Source organism: uncultured Aquitalea sp. (assembly GCF_945957525.1).
Classification (GTDB): Bacteria; Pseudomonadota; Gammaproteobacteria; order Burkholderiales; family Chromobacteriaceae; genus Aquitalea.
On record NZ_CAMFLA010000025.1, the window covers coordinates 14,164 to 34,641 of the forward strand.

Sequence of the window (20,478 nt, forward strand, 5' to 3'; positions counted from 1 at the left end):
TTTGCCGAAGCGCCTGCGTAGCGGGGCAGGCCCTTACTGAGCCGGCGTCACTTCCGCCACAAACTCCACCACCGACACCACGCGCTGCACGCCAGCGGTCTCGCTGACGATGCGCGTTACCGACTCCGCTTCTTGGCGGGTCAGCAGGCCCATCACGTACACCGTGCCGGCCTCGGTCACCACTTTCACGTCGTTGGGCGAAAAGCCCTTGCCGTCCAGCATGCGGGTGCGCACCTTGCTGGTGATCCAGGTATCGTTGCTGCGCTGGGACAAGCCCGATGCCGGGCCCACCGAGGTGTAGTTGTACACGCGGCGCACATTGGGCATGCCGCGCGCAGTGAGTTCGGCTTGCTGCTTGGCTTCTTCGCTGGGCACTTCGCCAGTCAGCAACACCGTACGGTTATAACTGGTGACATTCACATGCGCGGACGGCAGCTTCTTGCCGATCTGGTCCGCCACTTTCAGCTCGATGGACTGATCGTCCACATACGCACCGCTGGTGCGCCGCTCGCTGGCCACCATGGCGCCGCCGACAGCACCGCCGGCCACGATGGGGAAGCAGGCGCTCAAGGCGGAGCTCAAACCGGCCGCCAGCAACAGGGTTTTCATGGTGTGTTTCATTTACTCGCCTCCTAGCAGCATGTAATCAATGGCATCGCACAGCGCGTGGATGAGCAGGATATGCACCTCCTGAATGCGGGCGGTGCGCAGCACCGGCACATTCAGCTGGATGTCTTCCGGAGACAGGATCTCGCTGATCTTGCCGCCATCCTTGCCGGTAAGCGCAATCACACCCATGCCGCGCTCGTGCGCGGCGTAGATGGCTTCAATCACGTTGGCGGAATTGCCGGAAGTGGAAATAGCCAGCAGCAGGTCGTTGGTGTGGCCCAAGGCGCGCACCTGCTTGGAAAAGATCATGTCGAAATCGTAATCGTTGCCGATGGCCGTCAGCGCCGAGGTATCCGTCGCCAGTGAAATGGCGGCCAGGCCCGGGCGTTCCTTCTCGAAGCGGCCCAGCATCTCGGCGGCAAAATGCTGCGCATCGGCGGCGGAACCGCCATTGCCGCAGGCCAGAATCTTGCCCTCGTTCATCAGGCAAGCCACCATGCGCTCGGCGGCGGCGGCCAGCGGCGGCGACAGCAGTTCCATCGCCTCCTGTTTGGCGGCGATGCTTTCCAGAAAATGTCCGTTGACGCGTTCAATCAGATCCATGGTTTCCTCGTGCGGCCGGGCAGCCTGGCTACCCGGTCAAGATGTTCTTGAGCCATTCCGGCTCCGACTCCCCCACTGTCAACACCGCGTCAAAGCGGCAAGGCGCGTCAACCCGCCTTTCGGACAGGTAGACTTGCGCAGCGTGCAGGAGTTTCCGTTGTTTGGCAGGCGTAATGCTGGCGGCGGCGTCGCCAAAGCGGGCGCTAGCGCGGTGACGCACCTCGACAAACACCCATACCGGGCCGTCGCGCATCACCAGATCAAGCTCGCCGCCCCGGCAATGCCAGTTGCGCTCCACCAGCTTGAGCCCTCGCGCCTGCAGAAAGGCCAGGGCGCGGTCTTCGGCCAACCTGCCCTGCGGATTCATGTCAGTGCATGCTCTCGCCGATCAGCGATACCGGCAACTGGCGTTCAAACACCCGATCCTTGCCCGGCTTCAGATCGCCGGTAACGCCGTCCAGACGGATGGCGGACGGGTTGCGCGCCTTGCCCAGCTCCACCGCCAGGCGATAGGCGTCGATGCCCAGCGCGTACAGACGCTCCGTTTGCAGCGTCAGCGTTTCCGCCGGGCGCGGATAACGCTTCACCGCCGGATGCTCGGGCATCAGGAACCAGGGCATGTCGATGTAGCGGGTGCCGGCCAGCTGCGGGTCCGGGCTGCGGGTGCTGATTTGCGAAGTGGCGTACACCGCCAGCTCCGGCATCAGCGCCTGCTTCACCTTGGCGGCGGCGGCCGGCTCCAGCGCCAGAAACACGCCATCGGCCATGCCGGCGGCGCGGGCCACATCGGACAGATTGGCCTCGGCGTAATCCACCTGCGCGGCGGTTTTGCCGGTCTGGGCGCGCCAGGCTTCGGCAAACGCCTGTTGCAGGCGACTGGACAGCACCTCGCCGTCAGACACTATCAGCGGGTTGGCGCGGCCGTCTTCCCGCATCAGCTGGGCAATCTGCCGGGCTTCCGCCTCCACATTCAGCGACAGGGAATACAGCTTGGCATTGGGCGCCACTTCCTTGCCGAAGGAATTCAGCGCCAGCGTGGGCACATTGACGATGGGCGCCACGGCGGCGATGCCGCTGCGGGACAGGGGCCCCACCATTACATTGACGCCAGAGGCCACCGCCTCGCGGTATTTTTCGGCGGCGTTTTTCTCGTTGGCGTCTATCACCTCGATATCCGCCACCGGCTCGGCAGCCTGCGCAGCCTCAAAACCGTTGCGCACCACCGCCGCCGCCTCGCCCAACAGCCTGGACTCGGTAGGCAACAGCAGGCCGATTTTCAGCCTTGCGCCCGGCTTGGCGGCCGCAGCCGCCGGTTTCACCGCCTGCGCCGCCGGGCTGGATGCCGGTTTTGCAGGCTTGCCGCTCACACTATTGAGCGGCGCATCATTGAGTTGGATGATATAGTCCGGCGTCTGCGCCCGGGCAGCCGGAAGCCACACCATCATCATTACGCCCACCAACAGCGGAGCCAGTCTTTGCATACTTCGTTCGCTCACTTGCTTGAATCAGCACGGGAAAGTTTCTGTCGCGGCACATTATATGTGGTGGCCACGCCCATTGGAAACCTGACGGACATCACCGCGCGCGCTTTGGCCGCCTTTTCGGTAGCCGATGTCGTCTGTGCGGAAGACACCCGCGTTACCGGCTCCCTGCTGGGCGCTTACGGCATTCACGCCCGCAAACTGGTCAGCCTGCGCGAACACAACGAACGCGGCATGGCCGAACAGGTTATCCGCTGGTTGGCCGAAGGACTGATTGTGGTGCAAGTGTCCGACGCCGGCACACCCGCCGTGTCCGACCCCGGCGCCCGGCTGGTGGAAGCCGTGCGCGCCGCCGGCCACCCCGTCTCCCCGCTGCCGGGCGCGTCCGCCGTGGTGGCCGCCCTCTCCGCCAGCGGCTTCACCACCCCACATTTCCTGTTTCACGGCTTCTTGCCGCCCAAAAGCGGCGAGCGGCGCAAAACCCTCAACCAATGGCTTAGCAGCGCGCACATCACCGTGTGCTATGAAGCGCCGCACCGCATTGTCGACACGCTGGAAGACATCGTGGCCGTACTGGGCGCAGACCGCCGCGTCATGCTTACCCGCGAACTGACCAAAACCTTCGAAACCTTCCGCGGCCTGCCCGCAGGCCAACTGCTGGAATGGGTAAAGAGCGACAGCAACCAGCAACGCGGCGAAATTGCCCTGCTGATAGACGCTGCCCCCGCACCGGATCAAGAAGACGGCCCGCCGGCCGAAGCGCTGAAAGTACTGGACATACTGGCCGCCGAACTGCCCACCAAACAGGCCGCCGCCCTTACCGCCCAGATCACCGGCGCCAACAAGAAACAGCTGTACGATCTGGCCTTGGCGCACAAGAAGATGCGCGAGGAGTGATTTACAAGCGGGCGCGCATGCGATAGACTGCTTTCCTCTTGCGATGCCCGGGTGGCGAAATCGGTAGACGCAGGGGATTCAAAATCCCCCGCCGCAAGGTGTGTCGGTTCGAGTCCGACCCCGGGCACCATCGCAACGTACAGAGAAGTCCTCAGAAGTCCAGAAAACCCGCACAGCACAAGGCTACGCGGGTTTTTTGTTGTCCAAAACAGTCCGACACCTTCCAACCAAAGCCAGCGCCAAACGTTGGTATTTCTGTTGGTACGAAGTTACCCTCCTCGTAGAAATACCAACGCGAGGAATACCAACATGCCGCTGACCGATACCGCCATCAGAAACGCCAAGCCCCGTGAGGATGGCAAGCCCGACAAGCTGGCAGACGGCGGCAGCTTGTTTTTGTGGGTAATGCCCAACGGTGCCAAGTACTGGCGCATGTCTTATCGCTTCAACGGCAAACAAAAGACCTTGGCATGTGGCGTCTACCCTGATACCAGCCTGAAAGAGGCCAGAGAGAAACGCGAAGCTGCCCGCAAATTGCTGCAAGCCGGCACAGACCCAGGCGAAGAGAAAAAACAGCAGAAACGCGAAAAGAAGCTGGCGGCAGAAAATTCGTTCGAGACCATCAGCCGAGAGTGGTACACCAAGGAACTACCCCGCTGGAGCGAGGGCCATGCCAAGCGCGTCATCGAGTCACTGGAAGCAGATGCATTCCCCGATCTGGGCAAATACCCTATCGACAGTCTCACCGCCCCCATCATCTTGGATTGCATACGCAAGATCGAAAAACGCGGAGCCATCGAGACTGGCCAGCGAGTACTCCAAAGAATTGGCGCAGTCATGCGCTATGCCATCCAGACAGGCCGTGCTACTCACAATGTAACCGCCGACCTAGTTGGTGTACTGCGCGCCCCGAAAGTCGAGCACAGGCCCGCGCTTGCGCGTAGCGAACTGAAAGAGTTCTACCGCCGCCTGGCAGCAGAACCAATCTACCAGCCAACCCGCATTGCCATGCACCTGCTCATGCTGACTTTTGTTCGCCCTGGCGAACTGCGGCATGCCCGTTGGGAAGAGTTTGATGAAGAGCGCGCCGAATGGCGGATTCCGGCAGAACGCATGAAAATGCGGGAGGCACATATTGTGCCATTGTCATCACAAGCGCTAGAGTTGCTGAAGCAACTGCGCCCGCTTGCTGGCCGTGGTGCTCTGCTCTTTCCGGCAATGACAGATCATGACCGGCCAATGAGTGAAAACACCCTGAGCTATGCCATGGGCCGCATGGGCTACAAAGGCCAAGCCACACCCCACGGCTTCCGCGCCCTGGCATCAACGGTGCTGAATGAGGAAGGCTTCAACGCTGACGTGATCGAGCGCCAGTTGGCTCATGCGGAGCGCAACAAGATACGGGCGGCTTACCACCGGGCGGAGTATCTGGAAGAACGGCGCAAGATGATGCAGTGGTGGGCGGATTTTCTTGACTCACAAAAGCATTAGAATAGTATAAAAAATCTTATTAGTAGTTGCTTAGCCAGCGCAGCTTAAATTTTAATGGTGACGATTATGGATATCGAAGAAGAACTCAGTGCAATTTTTTCTCAGAGAAGTTCAGGCCCATTTCTATTTCTCGGCTCTGGCTTTTCTAGGCGATATATTGGCCTTGAAGACTGGGAAGGCCTTCTGGAAAAATTCTGCATATCAACCAAACCATATGCTTACTACAGAAGCAGCTCTAACCAAAACATTCCGCTGGCTGCCACATTACTTGCAAATGACTTTCATGATATCTGGTGGAGCGATGCCAGATTTGAATCCAGCCGAAATGCCTACGCACATGAAATTAAAAATAAATCATCCCCAATTAAATATGAAATTTGTAAATATTTAGTTGAAAAATCAGAACCCAACATAGCGTCTGAAGAGCTAAAAAATGAAATTGAAGCATTGAGAACATGCGATGTCGATGGAATAATAACAACCAACTGGGATATGCTCATAGAGAATATATTCCCCGACTATATAGTCTACTCTGGTCAAAATGAATTACTCTTCTCAAACACACTTAACATAGGCGAAATATATAAAATACATGGAACCTGCTGCAACCCAGAAAGCCTAGTATTAACCGACAGTGACTATCAAGATTATAATAGCCGAAATGCATACCTGGCATCAAAATTAATAACAATATTTGTCGAACATCCCGTTGTGTTTATCGGCTACTCAATAACAGACAACAACATCCGGGAATTATTGAAATCAATTTCATTATGCATTGGCAGTGAAAATATAGAAAAATTAAGAGATAATTTAATATTTATTGACAGGAAAGAGCCAAGCACCGGCCCAACAATTGAGACATCCTACTTACAATTCGACTCAATTCAAATTCCAATTAAAATTGTCAAATCAAAAGATTTTACCCCAGTATACAATGCAATCGCTCAATTCGAACGCAAACTACCTGCTCGAGTATTGAGATTTTGCAAAGAACGCCTATACGAAGTTGTTCAAGGTCAAAATCCTGACAAGAAAATTGCCGTGGTCGACTTTGAAAACATAGAGTACGCAGCAGACGTCGAAATCGTATTTGGCCTAGGAGTGATTGGAAAGCTTGGGGCAACTGGTTATAAAGCAATAACTGCCAACGACCTGTTTGAAGACCTTATTTATGATAATAAAGATTTTGACCCAAGCAGTATACTATCAATAACTATACCATCTTTCCAAGGAGGAATAAAATTTGCACCCATATTTAAATATTTAAGCAAATTAGACATCAAATCAATGGATGAATACAGAGCAAGCGGATTCAGAATTGATCGCCACATAAACAAAAAAAATCAAGACTTTGTCACAGGCAACGCCTCTGCTTTTGCAAAATATGCAAGCGGCTCATTCTCCGACTTCATAAAATCCGCGACTGAGCCAGAGATTCTATGCCTGACTCCATTATTCACTTTCATTGACCTAGATGCTTTGCTTGAATATATCACTCAAAATTACGAGCGAATAATTAACAGCAAATACAAATATCACTTCAGAAGATTAATGGCATTTTATGACTGGAAGAAATATGGTTTTTAAATTAAGCATTCGTATTTAACATTTACACATAGGAGGGGGCACTTTGCCTCTCCTTATATTTTTCATAAACGCTCACTCAATCAGGTTCCGACACTCGTCGGCATCCGTGTTCGTCGCACCAAGGCCGCTACAGCGCCGGCAGCCCACCAACTACCGCCAGACCCCGGCGCGCGCAATCGTAGCCCCGCCCCGCCTCCGGTCTTCATGTGCCGCTTTCCTTGCACCTGCATGACTCCCCGCAAAGCCCGCCCCGCCGGGCTTTGTTTGCGCCTGGCACCCCGCCCTTTTTCATGCGTTTTCATGCAGCGTTATGCGCTTTCATGCAGGCCCGCGCGCTGATTTCCTGCCTGTGCGTCCGGACGTCTGTGGACTATCGCCGTTTTTGATCCGAGCGCTGCCAGCCGCTTCCGTCACCGTCCCGCAGCCTATCGTTTTTGGGCGTTTTTTCTCCTCTTGTTGTATGGGGCCTTCATACAACGGGCTTCGCGTTTCAGGTCATTTTGTTTTGGGGATACTGCATTCCGTCGCCCGGCACATCCGGGCAAAACCGAGCACATCCACCCCATAACGACAGGACACAACATGCCCACTTCCAGCCGCCCGACCCCATCCACTCCCGCCCGTTTCCTCCGTCTGCCCGAGGTGATGGGTCTAACTGGTCTGTCACGCTCGACGCTGTACGACAGCATCAAGCGCGGCAGCTTCCCGGCCTCCGTGCCGCTGGGCGGCAAGAGCGTGGCCTGGTTGTCCACTGAGGTGGATGCCTGGATGGCCGGCCGCGTCGCAGCCCGCCAACAATAACAACTCGAGGAACTCCCTATGTCCCATTCCCCTATCACTCCGAGCCCCGCGCTCGTCCAGAAACAGGCCGAAGCTGAAACCGCGCTGGCCACCTATCAGCAGGCCCGCCAGGACTGGCAAGCCAAGGCGGTGCTGTTCACCCAGCAACAGCAGGCGGCCGAAGCCGCCGAAGCCAGCGCTCAGGGCTTCAAGGAGCAAGCCCGCGCCCTGCTGCGCCAGGTGCTGGGCAAGAACACCAAGGAATTGCAGGCATTGCGCGCCGAGGAGCGCGCCGCCTACAGCCAGGCCGAAGACTTCCGCAGCCTTCTGGATGAACTGGAGCTGGCGCGCGATGAAGCCGAGCTGGCCATGCTGGAGGCTGGCCAGGGCTATCTCTCCCGACGCAACCGGGCGCTGGAGATGCTGGCTGACGCCTATATGGCTGCCGCCTTGCAACAGATTGACCCACTGCTGACGGCCCTCTCGCTGCGGGAGGACGCGCTGAATCGCGAGGGGATGTGGGCCACCTGGCGACAGACCGGCTACCAGTCCGCCATCGACATGGCGCTGCACGATCTTGCCGGCGCACTGAAACAGCGCGTGGCCAACTTCAAGCGCGACGACAGCCAGGAGCCGATCATTCAGGCGCTGCCATGGCAAGACGGCCTCACCGAAGCCGGGCAATTCACGCTCTCCGTATCGATGACCCGTCAGCGCGAGCTGGAAACCCGCAAACAGGAGTTGAACGTATGAGCAAATGGATCGCAGTAGACCTGGACGGCACCCTGGCCGAAGTCGGTTCCAGCAACAAGGGCGCTATCGGCAAACCGGTTCAGCCGATGCTGAGTCGCGTCAAAGCCTGGCTGAGTGAGGGCGATTACGAAGTGCGGATTTTTACCGCCCGTGCCGCCGACCCGGTGCAAGCCGGCAAGGTGAAAGACTGGCTCAACCGTCAGGGATTGGGAGAGCTGGCCATTACCAACGTCAAAGACGCCGACATGGTGGAACTGTGGGACGACAAGGCCGTGCGGGTGGAGCGCAACAGCGGCAAGGTGTGCAGCGGTTGCGGCAATGCCGAGCGGCATAGCGCCGGCTTCAGCCATCGCCGCCACACGATGGCCGATATCCCGCAACTGACCGACTGCTAAAGGAGCACCGCATGGCCTTCCCTTGTCCGCTATGCGGGGCGGCGTCCCGCGTCAGAACCAGCCGCATGCTGTCCGCCACCACCAAGGAGACCTACTACAACTGCAGCAACGATGCCTGCTGCCACCAGTACAAGACGCTGGAGGGTGACCCCAGAACGCTGGCCAAGCCGGTCAACCCGGCCCAGGTGATTCCGCCCGAGCGGCTGCGCCAGCTGCCGCCAACCGCTAGCCCGTCCAAAGCGCCGGCAACGGCCATCACCCGCGAGCCTGGCCGCTTGCGTCACACCGTGCTGTAAGCCACCGGCCCGGAGTCATCCGGGCCAGTTCTGGCCATACGTTGGCCTTGCGAATCCGAGTCACATGCCATGCCTACCCACTTTCACTGTATTGACAAGCCAGGGCGACGGCTTAACAATAGCTGCGTGCTGTTCAATAGCGGCACCGGGTTTAGCAGCCCGACACACATTGGCGGACACCCGCCACCATGGCGGCTTTTTTACGTCCGTACACCGCTATCGGTGCGCCCATTTTTCTATGGCGGGTCGTGGTGGGGATACCTTCGGGTATGCCGGTTCCAATGTGCCGGTCTGCTAACCCTGTCACGTGCCTGCCACCCCCGTTTAGCAGCGGACGGCAGGCCCAACCACACATTGGAGGCCACTATGCCTAAGCTTTCCCGCGCCCTGTCGCAACTATTCCCCGCCCCCGTTATCCCTGTTTCCGTCTTGCCCACGTTGGCCGAAGCCCGCGCCTTGTCTGCGCTGCTGGTCGCTCAGGGCCACCGCGCCGTGTTTCACCGCACCGCCGCCGGTTTCGCTGTGGAGGTGATCGCATGAGCACCCTGCACGCCCTCAGCCAGGCCGCGCCGGCCGCCCACCTTGCCCTGTCCGCCCTGCAAGGCGAACTGGCCCGCCTGCAGATGCTGGCCAGCCAACCGGAGCAAGCCACCTTGCGCGACTCGCTCACCCAGCTGGCCAGCCTGTGCCAGCGCGTGGAGCACACCCTCGCCAATGGCGTTCACTCGCTGGCCCGCGCCGGCGACGGCCTGCAGGGCCTGCTTGATCTGCTGCAGCATGCCGAGGACAAGCCCATGCCGGCCCATCGCCTGGCCGGGCTGCTGACCCCGCTGCAACAGCAAGTCGTCCACGCCAGCGCCGATATCGGCCAACTCCTCTAAGGGGCTCCAGATGACCCACACCACTCTCCCGAGAAACGGGCGAGCCGCCCCTGGCTTGCCTGCCGCCACCACCCTGCGCCATTGGGCCTATCAGTCTGGCCACCTGCGCGCACTGGAGCTGCTGGACACGCTGCTGACCTTCCGCGACCGGCAAGAGGCTGCGCCCCAGCTGCAGGTCAATGCCGATGAAGCCGTCCTGGCTGGTTTCTTCGATACGCTGCGGCCGGCGCTGGACGCCGCCTTGCCGATGCTCACCCCTGAGGAGCGGGAATCGCTGCTGGCCAACCTGCAAGAGCGCTTGCTGATACAGGCCGACCGCCTGATGCACAACAACCCCATAAGCAGAGGTACGCCATGACCACCGCCAAGGGAGCGATGGGCGACTGGTTCGCCCAACTGAAACGCGATATCGACCTGCACGACCTGGCCGACAAGCTGGGCCTGCAACGGCAAGGCAGTCGCGGCAACTATCACAGCCCGCACCACCCGGACAGCAGCCCCTCGCTGTCCATCTTTGACGGCGGGCGCGGCTGGAAAGACTGGAGCGGCGACGCCGGCGGCAGCTGCATCGACCTGGTGCAATACTGCCGGCCGGAACTGACAACGCCTTTGGCGGCCGCCAGGCTGCTGGGCGAGTGGTATAGCGTCCCGCAACCCGCGATGAAGAAAGACAGTGCCGGCAGCCACACTGCCCCTACTCGCAAATCGACGCTGGACTACATTGCCGAACGCAGCCTGGCCAAGCCGGAACCGGTAGTCGCCTACCTGACCGGCCGCGGCATTGACGAGGCCACTGTCCGGCGCGCCATCCAGTGCAAGACGCTGGGCTGGAATGACTGGTTCAGCGCCAAGCTGCCACCCGACGAAGTCGGCCACGGCGGGCCGGCCGCCGCCTTCATCGTGCGCGGCACACTGTCGGCCGGCGTGGTGGCGGTGGATCTGCGCTATGCCGATCCGGCGCTGAATGGCGGGGTGAAGACCCAATGCCAGGGAGAACGCGAGGGCCATGGCTGGACGGCTGATCCCATGCGGCTGAAACGGGCGCAAACGGTCGTCATCGTGGAAAGCCCGGTCAACGCGCTGTCGGTGGATAGCGTCACCCACCACAGCGTGGCCAGCCTGGCGCTGCGCGGTACCGGCAACGTGGACAGCATCGACTGGACGTTCCTGCGCGGCAAGCGGGTGCTGGTGGCGCTCGATCACACTGACCCGGTCAACCCGCACACCGGGCAACGGCCGGGCTTGGCGGCCGCCTGGCGCTTGTCTGAAACCCTCATTGCCGCCGACATTGGCCACCTGCTGGTGGACATGCAGGACTGGGAGGAAGGCGAAGACATCAACGACGTGCTGCAACGCCATGGCGGCCAGGAGCTGACCGCCCGCCTGCGCAAGCTGGAGCCGTGGCTGGTGCCGGGCATGCCCGGCGGTGGCGAACGGCTGGAGGGCACCCGCCGCATCCAGCTGCCCGGCCATGACTTTGCCGTGTACTGGCGCTTCCGCGTCAAAGAGGATTTCACCCAGTACGTGGACGAATTCAAAACCGACGACGACGGCAACCGCTCGGAAACGCTGGGCGACCTGTGTTCCTTCCGCGTCGCCGGCCTGTCGCGTCTCAGAATACAAAGCCATCTGGCCACCATCAGCGGCACCCCCGACCACCAGCCGGAAACCGTGTTTGGCGTCAGCGCCCAACTGGCGCGGCATGGCGTGATTCTCCACCGAGAGGTGGCCACCGATGACAAGCTGTACAACCTGGAGTGGTGGAAAAGCCGCTTTGGCGCCATCTGGAAACCGGCGCAATTCCAGCGCCTGGTCAACCTGATGGAACGGGCTGCCGATCTGGGCGCGCGCGATGTGGTCAACTTTGTCGGGCTGGCGTGGAAGGCTGGAGAGTTGGCCGCCCAAGAGGGGCAGGACTGCTACTTTGTCGAACCGCAAAAGCAATGCCTCTACTACAACCTGACTTTCCCGCGCGGCAACCGGCATCAGGCCCGCTCGGTGATTCTCGCCTACCAGGACACCTTCAAGCACAATGCCGCCACCATCGCCCTGGTGTGGGGCTTGGGCAGCCACCTTAAAACCGTGCTGGGTTTCTATCCCCACCTGCAGATGCAGGCCGAGAAGGGCTCGGGCAAATCGCGGCTGCTGGAGAGCCTGCAAAACACGCTGGCGTTTCAGGTGCTGTCGGGCCAGATGCTGAAGACCGACCACCGCCGCCGGGCGTCCGTGTCGTTTACCTCGCAGCCGGTGGGCTGGGACGAATTCAGCAAGCTACCGAAAAACATCCTGGCCGATATCGACGCGCTGCTGCAGTCCACCTATCGCTTTGAATTCACCCGCGTGGGGGCAGCACTGACGCCATACCTGATGTGCGCCCCGGTCCTGCTGGCCGGTGAAGAAGTGGATGTGCAAAGCCTGCAATCCAAACTGTGCCGCAGCAGCCTGTCAGTAGCCCGGCAGGGCAACATCATCCCGCACGACCTGACGCAATTCCCGCTATGGCCATGGCTGCAGTTTCTAGGCGAAACCCCACCGGCCCGGCTACGTGACCTGCATCAGCACTATGTCGGTTACTGCCGCCAGCACTGCCGCGCCCCGGAGGGGGACGCCACCGCCAAGCGGATGATGGAGAACTATGCGGCCATCCTCACCAGTTGGGCGCTGCTGTGCGAGTTTGCCGAAATCGACTTGCAGCAAGGTGGCTTCATTGACGACCTGCTGGCCGAGATGAACAGCCACATTGTGGATACCGACGGCACCCGCCTGCCGTGGGTGTGGATCATGGAGATTCTGCTGTCCGAGCTGGACGCCCATCGCTATGAACACCCGTACTGCTGGGATACCTTCAAAACCGCCGATGGCCATAGCGACATGGCGCTGTTCATCCGTCCCAACCATGTGATGGACCACCTGTCCACCGCCAACCACCTGCGCGGCAAGTACGACGCGCTGCCGGTCAAAACCGGGCGCATCTTCAAAAGCCAGCTGCTGCAAAGCGGCGTGGTGCTGGCCGACGATATCGAAAAGACCATTCACGGCCGCCGGCATGGCCACCTGACCGCCATCAGCCTGGCCAAGCTGGAGAAGCTGGGCCTGTATGCCAGCCCGGACACCCAGCGCAACCACTGAGCAACCGCCGCCCAAGCACAACAGCCCGCCCCGCGCGGGCTGTTTGCTGTCTGGCCACTTAGCACAGCCACTGCCTGCTGCCTATCGGCACATCCGCCGATGCGCTGCATAAACATGCCGGCAAGTCACCAAACTGCAAATCCCTTTGAACGCCATTTATGACATTGACAACGCGCATTGGCCGCGAACCCGCCTGGCAAGCCCGGTTTCTGGCCGTTGACCTCGGGAGTAAGTGAAAAAAACCCGTGGATTGACGGTCCAATCCCGCTGAAAGCCTTATTCCACTAGGAAACCCTGCCCACGGTTTGCCTTCAAAAATCCACGGTTTCGGTCTGAATCTCCACGGTTTGCCCCAAAACTTCCACAACCCGTTTTTAGCTGCTTCGCCCCTCTTTATTCTTCTTCTTTTATAAAAATCAAAGAGATAGAGATAGAAAAGCAGTGAAAAGGGCAGAATGGACAATCCACGGAATTGGTTTCACAATGCCAAATGCATCCACGGTTTCACACCCCGAAAGCGTGGAAACCGTGGATGGCACCATCCCTTCAATGCATTGATTTTATTGAGAATTCAGAAGCATCCACGGAATGTAGGAAATACCCGTGGGCAAAACCGTGGGACTGAAACCCTTGCCTGGCAAGGCTTTGCGGGGTACATCCACGGTTTGGTGGCTTTTTTTGATGTGTGTGCCTGGCTGGTGGAGATGCTGGCCAAGAGTGAGATGGCCGCTTTCGGCTAATACCTGCCGTCGGTCATGCTTGCCCATAGAGGAAGCTCAGCGCCGGCTTTATGCTAACGTATTGGCACGCTGCCTTTTTCGACCTTTTTGGTTGTCATGCACCCATGTTAAACACTTTAAAATTCCGTAACGGTGCGGGTTTCCTGGCATATGACAGTCCAAAATTAGGGAGACAGGCACTGAAGTTATGCGTCAAATCGGTCTCCCTAAAACAAAGTTGGGTTGTACACCCCTATCGCTAGGCACCCACTATGGAAATTGCAACGCTGGTCCTTGAATATCTCAAAGTCATCCTGACAACCCAAGTTGCAGCAGGTGCGACTGCAATCACGTTCTTCGTTCTGTTCAAAGACGACATTAAAAGCCTTCTCAAACGCGTCGCAAAAGTACGACTTCCAGGTGGCGGGGAGTTTTCTACGACCCAAATCGAAAGAGACAGCGAAGCACTTCAGCCTCAAGGAGAGCAACTACCGACGACACCTCCGGACCCTCTACCACTACCCGACAACCTCACGCTCACCCCAGAACAGCAAAAGGTTGTAAGCGAGGCCTTTGCAGCAGAACGTGCGCGAGCCGAGCTCTGGGAATACCGCTACCTAAATTATTTTCTAGCGCACTCGACGCAATTGGTCCTCGACTGGTTAAATGCTCTTCCAGCGAGAACAACGACTTCGATGTTTGATGCATATTGGTTGCCAGTTATCACGAGCACAGAGGAAAGACGCACCATCATCAATGCGTTACAAGCGCACTCACTCATTACATTGAGCACCGATCTAATTGAGGTCACTCATAAGGGAAAGGCATACCTTCAATGGCGAGGACCATTGCCAAATGCAACCTAACCATCATTCCACCGGAGCTGGGTGAAGTGCTGCGCAGTCCTGTGAACTCAAACGTTCCTGAGCGTCAGCTTTCAAAAACCGGCTACGGCAGCTCTGGGTCGTAAGCCGCCATTTTCCTTAAGTCAGTTCTAGACTGTACAAATGTGGGTCAAGCTCACAACAGTGTTGGTATATTTGTTGGTACAAACAATTATCACACCGCGCAGAATCATTACCACACAATGCTTTCAAGCTATCATTCGATAGAGACCCCGCCAAGCGGGGTTTTCTTTTTTCCGCTCCCATCCCTCAAGTTATCAAGCCCACGATGCGGCTTAACAATGCCGCGTCGCGTTCAATAGCGCGAACGGGCTTGGCGGCCCGAACACAAAGGCGGACAGCCGCGTATGCGGCATTTTTTGTCCGTTGCCTTGGCATGCCTGTTTCCATGGTGGGCCTTGGCAGGGGCGTGCTTGCACGCGCCGGTTCCTTTGTGCCGGTCCGCCAACCTTGCCTTGCGCCCACCACCCCCGCTTGGCGGCGGGACGTGGGCTTTAAGTTCACAAAGGAGGCTTGCATGTCTTGCACTCTTCGCGCCTTGTCGCGCTCTTTCCCCTCTCTTGCTCTGTTTCCGCTATCAAGGTTGGCCGAAGGCCGGCTGTTCGGCTGTTTGCTTGCGCTGCCCAAGCGGGGTGCATGCCGATGAGCCATTTGCCGCAGGTGCCGCCGCGCTGGCGGCGTCTCCGCTGACGCTGGCCGCGTTGCAGGGCGTGTTGTTGCAGTTGCAGGCGCTGTTGGGTGCGCAGGTAGAGCCGGCCTTGCAGGCTTCGGCCAACCGTATTCAGGGCCTGTGCCAGCAACTGGAAGACTGCCTGTATGAGGGTTTGCGCACGCTGGCGGATGCCAGCTAGGGCTTGAGCGGGCTGATTACGCTGCTGGGTCATGCGGAGGGGCAGCCCTTGCCGGCACAGCAGCTGACGGTGTTGCTGACGCCCTTGCAGCAACAGGTGCTGCGGGCGAACAGCCAGCTTCGCCTGTTGTTTTAGTCGCGCAGCGCTTAAAGCCGCTGACAAAACGCCAGCTGCTGCGTTGCGCCTCCTTGCCATACTCATTACTGCCCGCGTTGGCGCGCCTTGCCTCCGCCGTGATACGGATTGCTGTTGCCCGCTCTTAAGGCTGGCTTAAGGCAGCAGGCGCAGGCTAGCGTGGGGAATTCCCCCCCAGAAGAGGATAAAGCCATGGTATCCAGCATTGGCAGTTCACAGCCTTACCAGCACTACCAGGCGCTTTCCGCTGGCGCGCAAGCGTCGCGGCCGCAAGTGGACAGTGACGGGGATACGGACAACAGCCGCGCGGGCGAGGTAGAAAACCAGCGCGGCCCGGTGTCCGCCACGGTGGGCACGCGTATCAACACCAGCGCCTGATCCCTCGCTGATGCAGCAATCAACCCGCCCTGTGGCGGTTTTTTTCATGGCGCGCCCGGTGGCTGGCGGCCACTGCCGGGTGGGGTTTGCGGCGCGGTGGGCGGCGCACAGAAAAGCTTGGCCGAAGGGCGGCGCGACGGCGGGTTTGATGTCCCTCAAGCAATGGCGCACTGTGTTTACCCCGACAAGGCATCAGGTGTTATCTTGGCCGGCATGAAAGCCCTGTACCGCTTGTTGATGCTGCTGATGTTGGCGCTGCCCGCACTGAATGTGCTGGCGGCGGACATGGGCATGCCTGCGGCTGACAGGGCAAGGGCCAGCCTGCATTGCATGGCCAAAACGGCGGAGCCGGCCTGCCATCAGGCTGCCGGCAAGGCCGCTGCTGCGGGCTGTCATCAAGGCGCGCAATGCGCCGGCAGCTGCTGGCAGCTTTGCGCCCCGCCGCTGTATCAGCCCCAGGCCTGGGCGGCAGCGCCCGCGCTTGCCGGCGGCGTGTTTGTACCCAATCAACCGGCCCGGCTGGCCGGCATCACGCTTACCCCGCCTCACCGACCGCCTTCATGGGCGTGACATCCCACTGATTGGCGCCGGCCCCGCGCCGACGCTTTGCACGCTGCTGATATCCGCTTGTCTGGCTTTCTTTTCGCCGGAAAAAACCGGATTGGCAGCGGTGTTTATCCGATGTCTTGCCCTGAAGGAGAGCCAAAATGGCCTTTATCCGCACTCATGTTGTTGCCGCCCTGCTGACCGTGTTCAGCGCCGCCGCCTTTGCCGCCGTGCCGGCCACGGTGTACAAGAGCCCCGCTTGCACTTGCTGCGAGGCGTATATCAGTTACCTCAAACAAAACGGTTTTGAGGTGGCCGCCGTCAACCGCGACGACATGCAGCAAATCAAGCAGCAGTTGGGAGTAACGCCGGGCATGGGCAGTTGCCACACCGCCCGGATTGGCCGTTACACCATTGAAGGCCATGTGCCGGCGGCGGCCATCAAGCAGCTGCTGGCCAGCAAGGCGGATGTGGTGGGCTTGTCCGCGCCGGGCATGCCGCAAAACAGCCCCGGCATGGGCGAGGTGAAGCCGGGCACACAGCCGGTGTATGTGATGCGCAAGGATCAGCGCACCGATGTGCTGTACGGCCGCTTTTAAACCCGCGCGGCACCCTGAGCCTGTTTGCGCGCCCCGGCTGCGGCCGGCGGCAGTACCGCTTGGCTCGGGGGCCCAACCCGGTGTCATGAGCGGCGCTTAGCCCTTCCCCGCCCCTGCCGCGCCGCAGGGGCGGCGGCCTTCGGCCAACCCCGACCCGCTGCGTTACAATCGGGCCTCCGCCTTTTTTTGCCCCGCCATGCCCATTCAACTGCTCCGTTTGTCCCTGCCCCAACTGCAAGCGCAGCTGGCCGATGCCGCCTTGACGGCGCCGGCCGCCACGCTGCCCCCGCATGTGCTGCAACGCGCGGTGGATTTGCTGCAAGCCGGCGGCCAGCCGCTGTGGTGCGCGCCTTGTCTGATGGTGCGCACGCTGGATGGCCTTGTGGTGGGCGCTTGCGGTTTCAAGGGCCCGCCGCGGGCGGGGGTGGTGGAAATCGGTTACGCGGTGGAGCCGGCCCATCAAGGGCAGGGGCTGGCCAAAGCGGCGGTGCGGGCTTTGCTGGCGGAAGCGCGTGGCAGCGCCGAGGCCCCGGACGTTTGCGCCGCCATCAGCCCGGACAACGCGGCATCGCTCAAGGTGGCGCAGGCGCTGGGCTTCCGCTTTACGGGCTGGCTGGTGGATGCGGAAGGCGAACGCCTGATGTGCTGGCGAATAGCCAGTCAATCGTGAGCACCGCCTTAAAACCCGCTAACAAAACCCCTGATGCTGCCTTGCGCCTTCTTGCCGTACTCAAGTGCTGCCGGGGTCGGCGCGCCTTGCCTCAGCCGTGATACGGATTTTTGTCAGCCGCCCCAAACAGGCAAGTGGGGCCGGCCTTCGGCCAACCTGGCGGCGCGGGCTCTGCCGCATCGTCCCAGGCGCAGGCAATCAGTAGATGGAGTAGTAGAAGTATTTGTCTTCCAGCTGCTGATAAGTGCCATCTTCAATGATTTGCGCCAGCGCTTTGTTGATAGCGGCTTTCAATGCGGCATCGCCTTTTCTGAGGCCGATTGCCGCCCATCCGGCGTCTGCGCCGGCCGTGCCGACCTGGCCCTCGACAAAAGCAAAGCCCTTCCCTTGGGACGTGCGCAGCAGTTTGTAATCCGCAGACACGACATCCTGAAAAACGGCATCCAACTCCCCCTTCGCCAGCGCGGCATAGAGCGCCCCCTCCTGGTAGGACTCCACCTGCACGCCGTTCTTCTGCCAGTGGGCCTTGGCGTAGCGCTCCTGCAGCGTGCCTTGTTCTACGCCTATCTTCTTGCCGGCCAAATCGGCATCCGCCAACTTGAAACCGGCGCTGGCTCTGGCCACCAGACGGCTGGGCGGGCTGTATATCTTCTCGGAGAAGTCGATTTGCGCCAGACGCGGCTTGCTGACATACATCGAGGAAAGGATGGCGTCGAACTTGCCCGCCTGCAGCGAAGGGATCATGGCGTCGAAGTCCTCCTCCACCCAGACGCACTTGGCCCGCAAATGAGCGCAAATCGCTTGCCCCAACTCGATATCGAAACCGCCCAGCCTGCCCTTGGCCTGCTGGTACTCAAACGGCGGGTAGGAGGCATCCGTGCCAAAGCGGATTTCACTCACCCCGCTGGCAGCGCCCTCCGGGCCGCGGGGGGTAGAACACCCCGCCAGCAACATCGCGGAAAGCGCCGCGCCGCAGGCTGTCGCCAGTCGTTTCATATGGTTTGTCTCCTGTCGTGTTTTTAGTTTGCGTATGCGGCGGCAACACACTAGCTGATGTAATAGCCAACGGCTTTCCAGCCGGCCTTGTCTTCGCGCTGCATGGCGACGGTTTCCACCGCCTGCTCGGCGCCGTCAAAACGGCTGAGATACTGGATCAGTACATAGTCGCCCTCCGGCGCGCCGGGCAAATGATGTTCTTCGCTGGCGCGGTGCAGTACCCGGCCATGCAGGGCCTTGAGCGGGCCGCGCCCCGCGCCGGCGGCTTCTTCCCAGGCTGGCAGGGCGATCTGTTGCTGAAAATAAGTTGCCGCCGCCTGCCAGGCCGGGGCGTAACTGCCGGCATCCATCAGGCCCAGCCAGGCTTCTGCGGCGCTGGCCGCTTGCACTACGCTGTTTGTCATTGCGATTCTCCAAAATGCGGCTTTCAGGCTCGCCTCCCCTGCCCCTGCCTTGTGCACCTTGGCGCAGGGTTTCTGCCAGGTGTAGCCAGCGGCTTTCAGGCTGTGCTGCGTGCGATGGTTGGCCGCTTCGGCCAACCTGGCCTGCGCCGTCACTCCCCTGCCGGGCGATCAGACACATGATTGATGCCGTCCGCGGTGGGCAACAGCCCCAGCCGGAACGGGTCCACACCCTCCAGACAGCCAACATTGAAGGCATAAACGCCGGGGTCGGAACGGCGCTGGTGATGGGTGTATACCCCACACACTTTGCAGAAATAGTGTTTGGCCACGCGGGTGTTGAATTGGTACAGGGTGAGCAAGGCTTCGCCCTGCACAATGCGCAGCGCGGATACGGGCACGGAAGCGCACACCGCGCCGCGCCGGCGGCAGATGGAGCAATTGCAGTGGCGCGGGTTTTCCACGCCATGCGGCAGTTGCAGTTCCAGCACCACGCCGCCGCAGTGGCAGCTGGCGCGGTGGACGGGCTGGATGCGGGTATCGCCGATGTGGGTGTAATGGGTCATGGCTTGCCGCTTACTCGAGGTCTGCCTGCGCAATCACAATGATTTCCGCGCTATCGGCCCGCCACGGCTCGCCTTGCCAGTCGCCATGCCAGTCCACCCGGCTAAAACCGGCCCGGGCCAGATGTCCGGCAATACGGGCCTGTGGCATGAAGCGCAATACGCTGTCGCTGCGCAGGCGCTCGCCGCCGGGCAGAAAGTGGTAGTGGGTGGCAAAGCGCAGCAGCTCGCCGGCCAGTTCTTGCGTTTGGTGATGGATCTCCACCTGTTCGCCATCCGGCGTGGCGAGCACATGGCGGGACTGCTCGGCTGTCCACTTTAGCCAGGGCCGGGCCTGCGGATTGCGGCTTTCAAACATCAGCCGGCCGCCGGGCTGCAGGCGCTGGCGCACCGCCCGCAGCGTGCTTTGCACTTCCGCATCGCTCAGCAGGCACTGAAAGGCGTGGCCGGTCATCACCGCCACGTTGTAGTGCTCATCGTCCGGCAATTGCGCCGCGCCGCCTTCCAGCCAGCGCACCGCCTCCGCGCCCGGCCGCGCGCGGGCCGCCGCCAGCATGGCCGGCGCGGGATCGATGGCGACAACGTGGTGCCCCAGCGCGGCCAGCCGCACGGCAAAGACGCCGGTTCCGCAGCCGATGTCCACCACGCTGAGGGGGGCCGGGCCAAGGCGGTGCTCATAAAACTGATAATCCGCCACGCCGCTGTTTTGCAGGTCGTACAACGGGATCAGGCGCGGGTGCGTGTATTGGGCGTTTTCGCAAGAGTGGGGCATAGCAGGCAGCGCCGGAAGCAAACAAACCAGCCATCCAT

The 20,478-nt window shown here is 60.3% G+C and carries 27 protein-coding genes and 1 tRNA gene; 20 read left to right on the forward strand and 8 right to left on the reverse strand.

Annotation, left to right across the window (positions count from 1 at the left end):
• Positions 1–33 precede the first annotated feature (33 nt).
• Genes Q0P52_RS17715 through Q0P52_RS17730 form a run of 4 tightly spaced genes read right to left on the reverse strand, consistent with a single transcriptional unit; the run spans position 34 to position 2,693 of the window.
• Positions 34–621, reverse strand: a complete 588-nt coding sequence (locus tag Q0P52_RS17715; RefSeq protein ID WP_293765925.1) for a BON domain-containing protein — start codon at positions 619–621, stop codon at positions 34–36.
• Complete coding sequence (locus Q0P52_RS17720; RefSeq protein WP_293765924.1) at positions 622–1,212, reverse strand: phosphoheptose isomerase; 591 nt, start codon at positions 1,210–1,212, stop codon at positions 622–624.
• Between the two features lie 28 nt (positions 1,213–1,240).
• Positions 1,241–1,579: a YraN family protein gene (locus tag Q0P52_RS17725; protein WP_293765923.1), complete on the reverse strand. Its 339-nt coding sequence runs from the start codon at positions 1,577–1,579 to the stop codon at positions 1,241–1,243.
• 1 nt (position 1,580) lies between these two features.
• Positions 1,581–2,693 carry a penicillin-binding protein activator gene (locus tag Q0P52_RS17730; RefSeq protein WP_293765922.1) on the reverse strand — a complete coding sequence of 371 codons (1,113 nt, stop codon included), beginning with the start codon at positions 2,691–2,693 and terminating at the stop codon, positions 1,581–1,583.
• Between Q0P52_RS17730 and rsmI the strand changes: the two genes are divergently transcribed.
• The 20 genes from rsmI to Q0P52_RS17830 all read left to right on the forward strand — a co-directional run bounded on the left by rsmI (position 2,688) and on the right by Q0P52_RS17830 (position 17,708).
• The gene (gene rsmI, locus Q0P52_RS17735; RefSeq protein ID WP_293813782.1) at positions 2,688–3,590 is read left to right on the forward strand and encodes a 16S rRNA (cytidine(1402)-2'-O)-methyltransferase; all 903 of its coding nucleotides are present in this window, start codon (positions 2,688–2,690) and stop codon (positions 3,588–3,590) included. The genes Q0P52_RS17730 and rsmI overlap by 6 nt on opposite strands.
• Positions 3,591–3,635: 45 nt before the next feature.
• A tRNA-Leu gene (locus Q0P52_RS17740) sits at positions 3,636–3,720 on the forward strand.
• Between the two features lie 179 nt (positions 3,721–3,899).
• Complete coding sequence (locus Q0P52_RS17745) at positions 3,900–5,081, forward strand: integrase arm-type DNA-binding domain-containing protein (RefSeq protein WP_293765920.1); 1,182 nt, start codon at positions 3,900–3,902, stop codon at positions 5,079–5,081.
• Positions 5,082–5,147: 66 nt separating this feature from the next.
• Positions 5,148–6,671 (forward strand): SIR2 family protein, encoded by a 1,524-nt coding sequence (locus Q0P52_RS17750; protein ID WP_293765919.1) that lies wholly within the window; start codon positions 5,148–5,150, stop codon positions 6,669–6,671.
• 582 nt (positions 6,672–7,253) lie between these two features.
• Positions 7,254–7,472, forward strand: a complete 219-nt coding sequence (locus Q0P52_RS17755) for an AlpA family transcriptional regulator (protein WP_293765918.1) — start codon at positions 7,254–7,256, stop codon at positions 7,470–7,472.
• 18 nt (positions 7,473–7,490) lie between these two features.
• The gene (locus Q0P52_RS17760; RefSeq protein ID WP_293765917.1) at positions 7,491–8,204 is read left to right on the forward strand and encodes a hypothetical protein; all 714 of its coding nucleotides are present in this window, start codon (positions 7,491–7,493) and stop codon (positions 8,202–8,204) included.
• Entirely contained in the window at positions 8,201–8,599 is a 399-nt protein-coding gene (locus Q0P52_RS17765) for a hypothetical protein (protein ID WP_293765916.1), read from the forward strand. Before Q0P52_RS17760 ends, Q0P52_RS17765 begins: the two co-directional genes overlap by 4 nt.
• Positions 8,600–8,610: 11 nt before the next feature.
• Complete coding sequence (locus tag Q0P52_RS17770) at positions 8,611–8,895, forward strand: ogr/Delta-like zinc finger family protein (protein WP_293765915.1); 285 nt, start codon at positions 8,611–8,613, stop codon at positions 8,893–8,895.
• A gap of 366 nt (positions 8,896–9,261) precedes the next feature.
• Positions 9,262–9,435: a hypothetical protein gene (locus Q0P52_RS17775; protein ID WP_293765914.1), complete on the forward strand. Its 174-nt coding sequence runs from the start codon at positions 9,262–9,264 to the stop codon at positions 9,433–9,435.
• Positions 9,432–9,776 carry a DUF1484 family protein gene (locus Q0P52_RS17780; protein WP_293765913.1) on the forward strand — a complete coding sequence of 115 codons (345 nt, stop codon included), beginning with the start codon at positions 9,432–9,434 and terminating at the stop codon, positions 9,774–9,776. Before Q0P52_RS17775 ends, Q0P52_RS17780 begins: the two co-directional genes overlap by 4 nt.
• A gap of 10 nt (positions 9,777–9,786) precedes the next feature.
• A complete protein-coding gene (locus Q0P52_RS17785; protein WP_293765912.1) occupies positions 9,787–10,134 on the forward strand; it encodes a hypothetical protein in 348 nt (115 codons plus the stop codon).
• Complete coding sequence (locus Q0P52_RS17790; RefSeq protein WP_293765911.1) at positions 10,131–12,905, forward strand: toprim domain-containing protein; 2,775 nt, start codon at positions 10,131–10,133, stop codon at positions 12,903–12,905. The genes Q0P52_RS17785 and Q0P52_RS17790 overlap by 4 nt, the downstream gene beginning before the upstream one ends.
• Before the next feature lie 455 nt (positions 12,906–13,360).
• Complete coding sequence (locus Q0P52_RS17795) at positions 13,361–13,645, forward strand: hypothetical protein (RefSeq protein WP_293813783.1); 285 nt, start codon at positions 13,361–13,363, stop codon at positions 13,643–13,645.
• Positions 13,646–13,896: 251 nt separating this feature from the next.
• Entirely contained in the window at positions 13,897–14,490 is a 594-nt protein-coding gene (locus Q0P52_RS17800) for a hypothetical protein (RefSeq protein ID WP_293765910.1), read from the forward strand.
• A 653-nt stretch (positions 14,491–15,143) separates the two neighbouring features.
• Entirely contained in the window at positions 15,144–15,380 is a 237-nt protein-coding gene (locus Q0P52_RS17805; RefSeq protein ID WP_293765909.1) for a hypothetical protein, read from the forward strand.
• A 3-nt stretch (positions 15,381–15,383) separates the two neighbouring features.
• Positions 15,384–15,515, forward strand: a complete 132-nt coding sequence (locus tag Q0P52_RS17810; RefSeq protein ID WP_293765908.1) for a hypothetical protein — start codon at positions 15,384–15,386, stop codon at positions 15,513–15,515.
• A 192-nt stretch (positions 15,516–15,707) separates the two neighbouring features.
• On the forward strand, positions 15,708–15,893 hold the full coding sequence (locus tag Q0P52_RS17815; RefSeq protein ID WP_293765907.1) for a hypothetical protein: 186 nt from the start codon (positions 15,708–15,710) through the stop codon (positions 15,891–15,893).
• Positions 15,894–16,106: 213 nt separating this feature from the next.
• Entirely contained in the window at positions 16,107–16,463 is a 357-nt protein-coding gene (locus tag Q0P52_RS17820; protein ID WP_293765906.1) for a hypothetical protein, read from the forward strand.
• A gap of 137 nt (positions 16,464–16,600) precedes the next feature.
• Positions 16,601–17,038 carry a DUF411 domain-containing protein gene (locus Q0P52_RS17825; protein WP_293765905.1) on the forward strand — a complete coding sequence of 146 codons (438 nt, stop codon included), beginning with the start codon at positions 16,601–16,603 and terminating at the stop codon, positions 17,036–17,038.
• Between the two features lie 196 nt (positions 17,039–17,234).
• Positions 17,235–17,708 carry a GNAT family N-acetyltransferase gene (locus Q0P52_RS17830; protein WP_293765904.1) on the forward strand — a complete coding sequence of 158 codons (474 nt, stop codon included), beginning with the start codon at positions 17,235–17,237 and terminating at the stop codon, positions 17,706–17,708.
• Positions 17,709–17,906: 198 nt separating this feature from the next.
• Here the strand turns inward: Q0P52_RS17830 and Q0P52_RS17835 are convergent, their stop codons facing one another.
• The 4 genes from Q0P52_RS17835 to Q0P52_RS17850 form a co-directional block, all read right to left on the reverse strand.
• The gene (locus tag Q0P52_RS17835; RefSeq protein ID WP_293765903.1) at positions 17,907–18,704 is read right to left on the reverse strand and encodes a transporter substrate-binding domain-containing protein; all 798 of its coding nucleotides are present in this window, start codon (positions 18,702–18,704) and stop codon (positions 17,907–17,909) included.
• 50 nt (positions 18,705–18,754) lie between these two features.
• Positions 18,755–19,108 (reverse strand): DUF4019 domain-containing protein, encoded by a 354-nt coding sequence (locus tag Q0P52_RS17840; protein ID WP_293765902.1) that lies wholly within the window; start codon positions 19,106–19,108, stop codon positions 18,755–18,757.
• Between the two features lie 149 nt (positions 19,109–19,257).
• A complete protein-coding gene (locus tag Q0P52_RS17845) occupies positions 19,258–19,671 on the reverse strand; it encodes a GFA family protein (protein ID WP_293765901.1) in 414 nt (137 codons plus the stop codon).
• 10 nt (positions 19,672–19,681) lie between these two features.
• On the reverse strand, positions 19,682–20,440 hold the full coding sequence (locus Q0P52_RS17850; RefSeq protein WP_293765900.1) for a class I SAM-dependent methyltransferase: 759 nt from the start codon (positions 20,438–20,440) through the stop codon (positions 19,682–19,684).
• Positions 20,441–20,478: the final 38 nt, after the last annotated feature.

Excerpts from the sequence above, each read along its gene's own strand:
- Q0P52_RS17715 (WP_293765925.1), bottom strand. The coding sequence starts at position 621 with ATGAAACACACCATGAAAACCCTGTTGCTGGCGGCCGGTTTGAGCTCC.
- Q0P52_RS17720 (WP_293765924.1), bottom strand. The coding sequence starts at position 1,212 with ATGGATCTGATTGAACGCGTCAACGGACATTTTCTGGAAAGCATCGCC.
- Q0P52_RS17725 (WP_293765923.1), bottom strand. The coding sequence starts at position 1,579 with ATGAATCCGCAGGGCAGGTTGGCCGAAGACCGCGCCCTGGCCTTTCTG.
- Q0P52_RS17730 (WP_293765922.1), bottom strand. The coding sequence starts at position 2,693 with ATGCAAAGACTGGCTCCGCTGTTGGTGGGCGTAATGATGATGGTGTGG.
- Q0P52_RS17745 (WP_293765920.1), top strand. The coding sequence starts at position 3,900 with ATGCCGCTGACCGATACCGCCATCAGAAACGCCAAGCCCCGTGAGGAT.
- Q0P52_RS17750 (WP_293765919.1), top strand. The coding sequence starts at position 5,148 with ATGGATATCGAAGAAGAACTCAGTGCAATTTTTTCTCAGAGAAGTTCA.
- Q0P52_RS17755 (WP_293765918.1), top strand. The coding sequence starts at position 7,254 with ATGCCCACTTCCAGCCGCCCGACCCCATCCACTCCCGCCCGTTTCCTC.
- Q0P52_RS17760 (WP_293765917.1), top strand. The coding sequence starts at position 7,491 with ATGTCCCATTCCCCTATCACTCCGAGCCCCGCGCTCGTCCAGAAACAG.
- Q0P52_RS17765 (WP_293765916.1), top strand. The coding sequence starts at position 8,201 with ATGAGCAAATGGATCGCAGTAGACCTGGACGGCACCCTGGCCGAAGTC.
- Q0P52_RS17770 (WP_293765915.1), top strand. The coding sequence starts at position 8,611 with ATGGCCTTCCCTTGTCCGCTATGCGGGGCGGCGTCCCGCGTCAGAACC.
- Q0P52_RS17775 (WP_293765914.1), top strand. The coding sequence starts at position 9,262 with ATGCCTAAGCTTTCCCGCGCCCTGTCGCAACTATTCCCCGCCCCCGTT.
- Q0P52_RS17780 (WP_293765913.1), top strand. The coding sequence starts at position 9,432 with ATGAGCACCCTGCACGCCCTCAGCCAGGCCGCGCCGGCCGCCCACCTT.
- Q0P52_RS17785 (WP_293765912.1), top strand. The coding sequence starts at position 9,787 with ATGACCCACACCACTCTCCCGAGAAACGGGCGAGCCGCCCCTGGCTTG.
- Q0P52_RS17790 (WP_293765911.1), top strand. The coding sequence starts at position 10,131 with ATGACCACCGCCAAGGGAGCGATGGGCGACTGGTTCGCCCAACTGAAA.
- Q0P52_RS17795 (WP_293813783.1), top strand. The coding sequence starts at position 13,361 with ATGGACAATCCACGGAATTGGTTTCACAATGCCAAATGCATCCACGGT.
- Q0P52_RS17800 (WP_293765910.1), top strand. The coding sequence starts at position 13,897 with ATGGAAATTGCAACGCTGGTCCTTGAATATCTCAAAGTCATCCTGACA.
- Q0P52_RS17815 (WP_293765907.1), top strand. The coding sequence starts at position 15,708 with ATGGTATCCAGCATTGGCAGTTCACAGCCTTACCAGCACTACCAGGCG.
- Q0P52_RS17820 (WP_293765906.1), top strand. The coding sequence starts at position 16,107 with ATGAAAGCCCTGTACCGCTTGTTGATGCTGCTGATGTTGGCGCTGCCC.
- Q0P52_RS17825 (WP_293765905.1), top strand. The coding sequence starts at position 16,601 with ATGGCCTTTATCCGCACTCATGTTGTTGCCGCCCTGCTGACCGTGTTC.
- Q0P52_RS17830 (WP_293765904.1), top strand. The coding sequence starts at position 17,235 with ATGCCCATTCAACTGCTCCGTTTGTCCCTGCCCCAACTGCAAGCGCAG.
- Q0P52_RS17835 (WP_293765903.1), bottom strand. The coding sequence starts at position 18,704 with ATGAAACGACTGGCGACAGCCTGCGGCGCGGCGCTTTCCGCGATGTTG.
- Q0P52_RS17840 (WP_293765902.1), bottom strand. The coding sequence starts at position 19,108 with ATGACAAACAGCGTAGTGCAAGCGGCCAGCGCCGCAGAAGCCTGGCTG.
- Q0P52_RS17845 (WP_293765901.1), bottom strand. The coding sequence starts at position 19,671 with ATGACCCATTACACCCACATCGGCGATACCCGCATCCAGCCCGTCCAC.
- Q0P52_RS17850 (WP_293765900.1), bottom strand. The coding sequence starts at position 20,440 with ATGCCCCACTCTTGCGAAAACGCCCAATACACGCACCCGCGCCTGATC.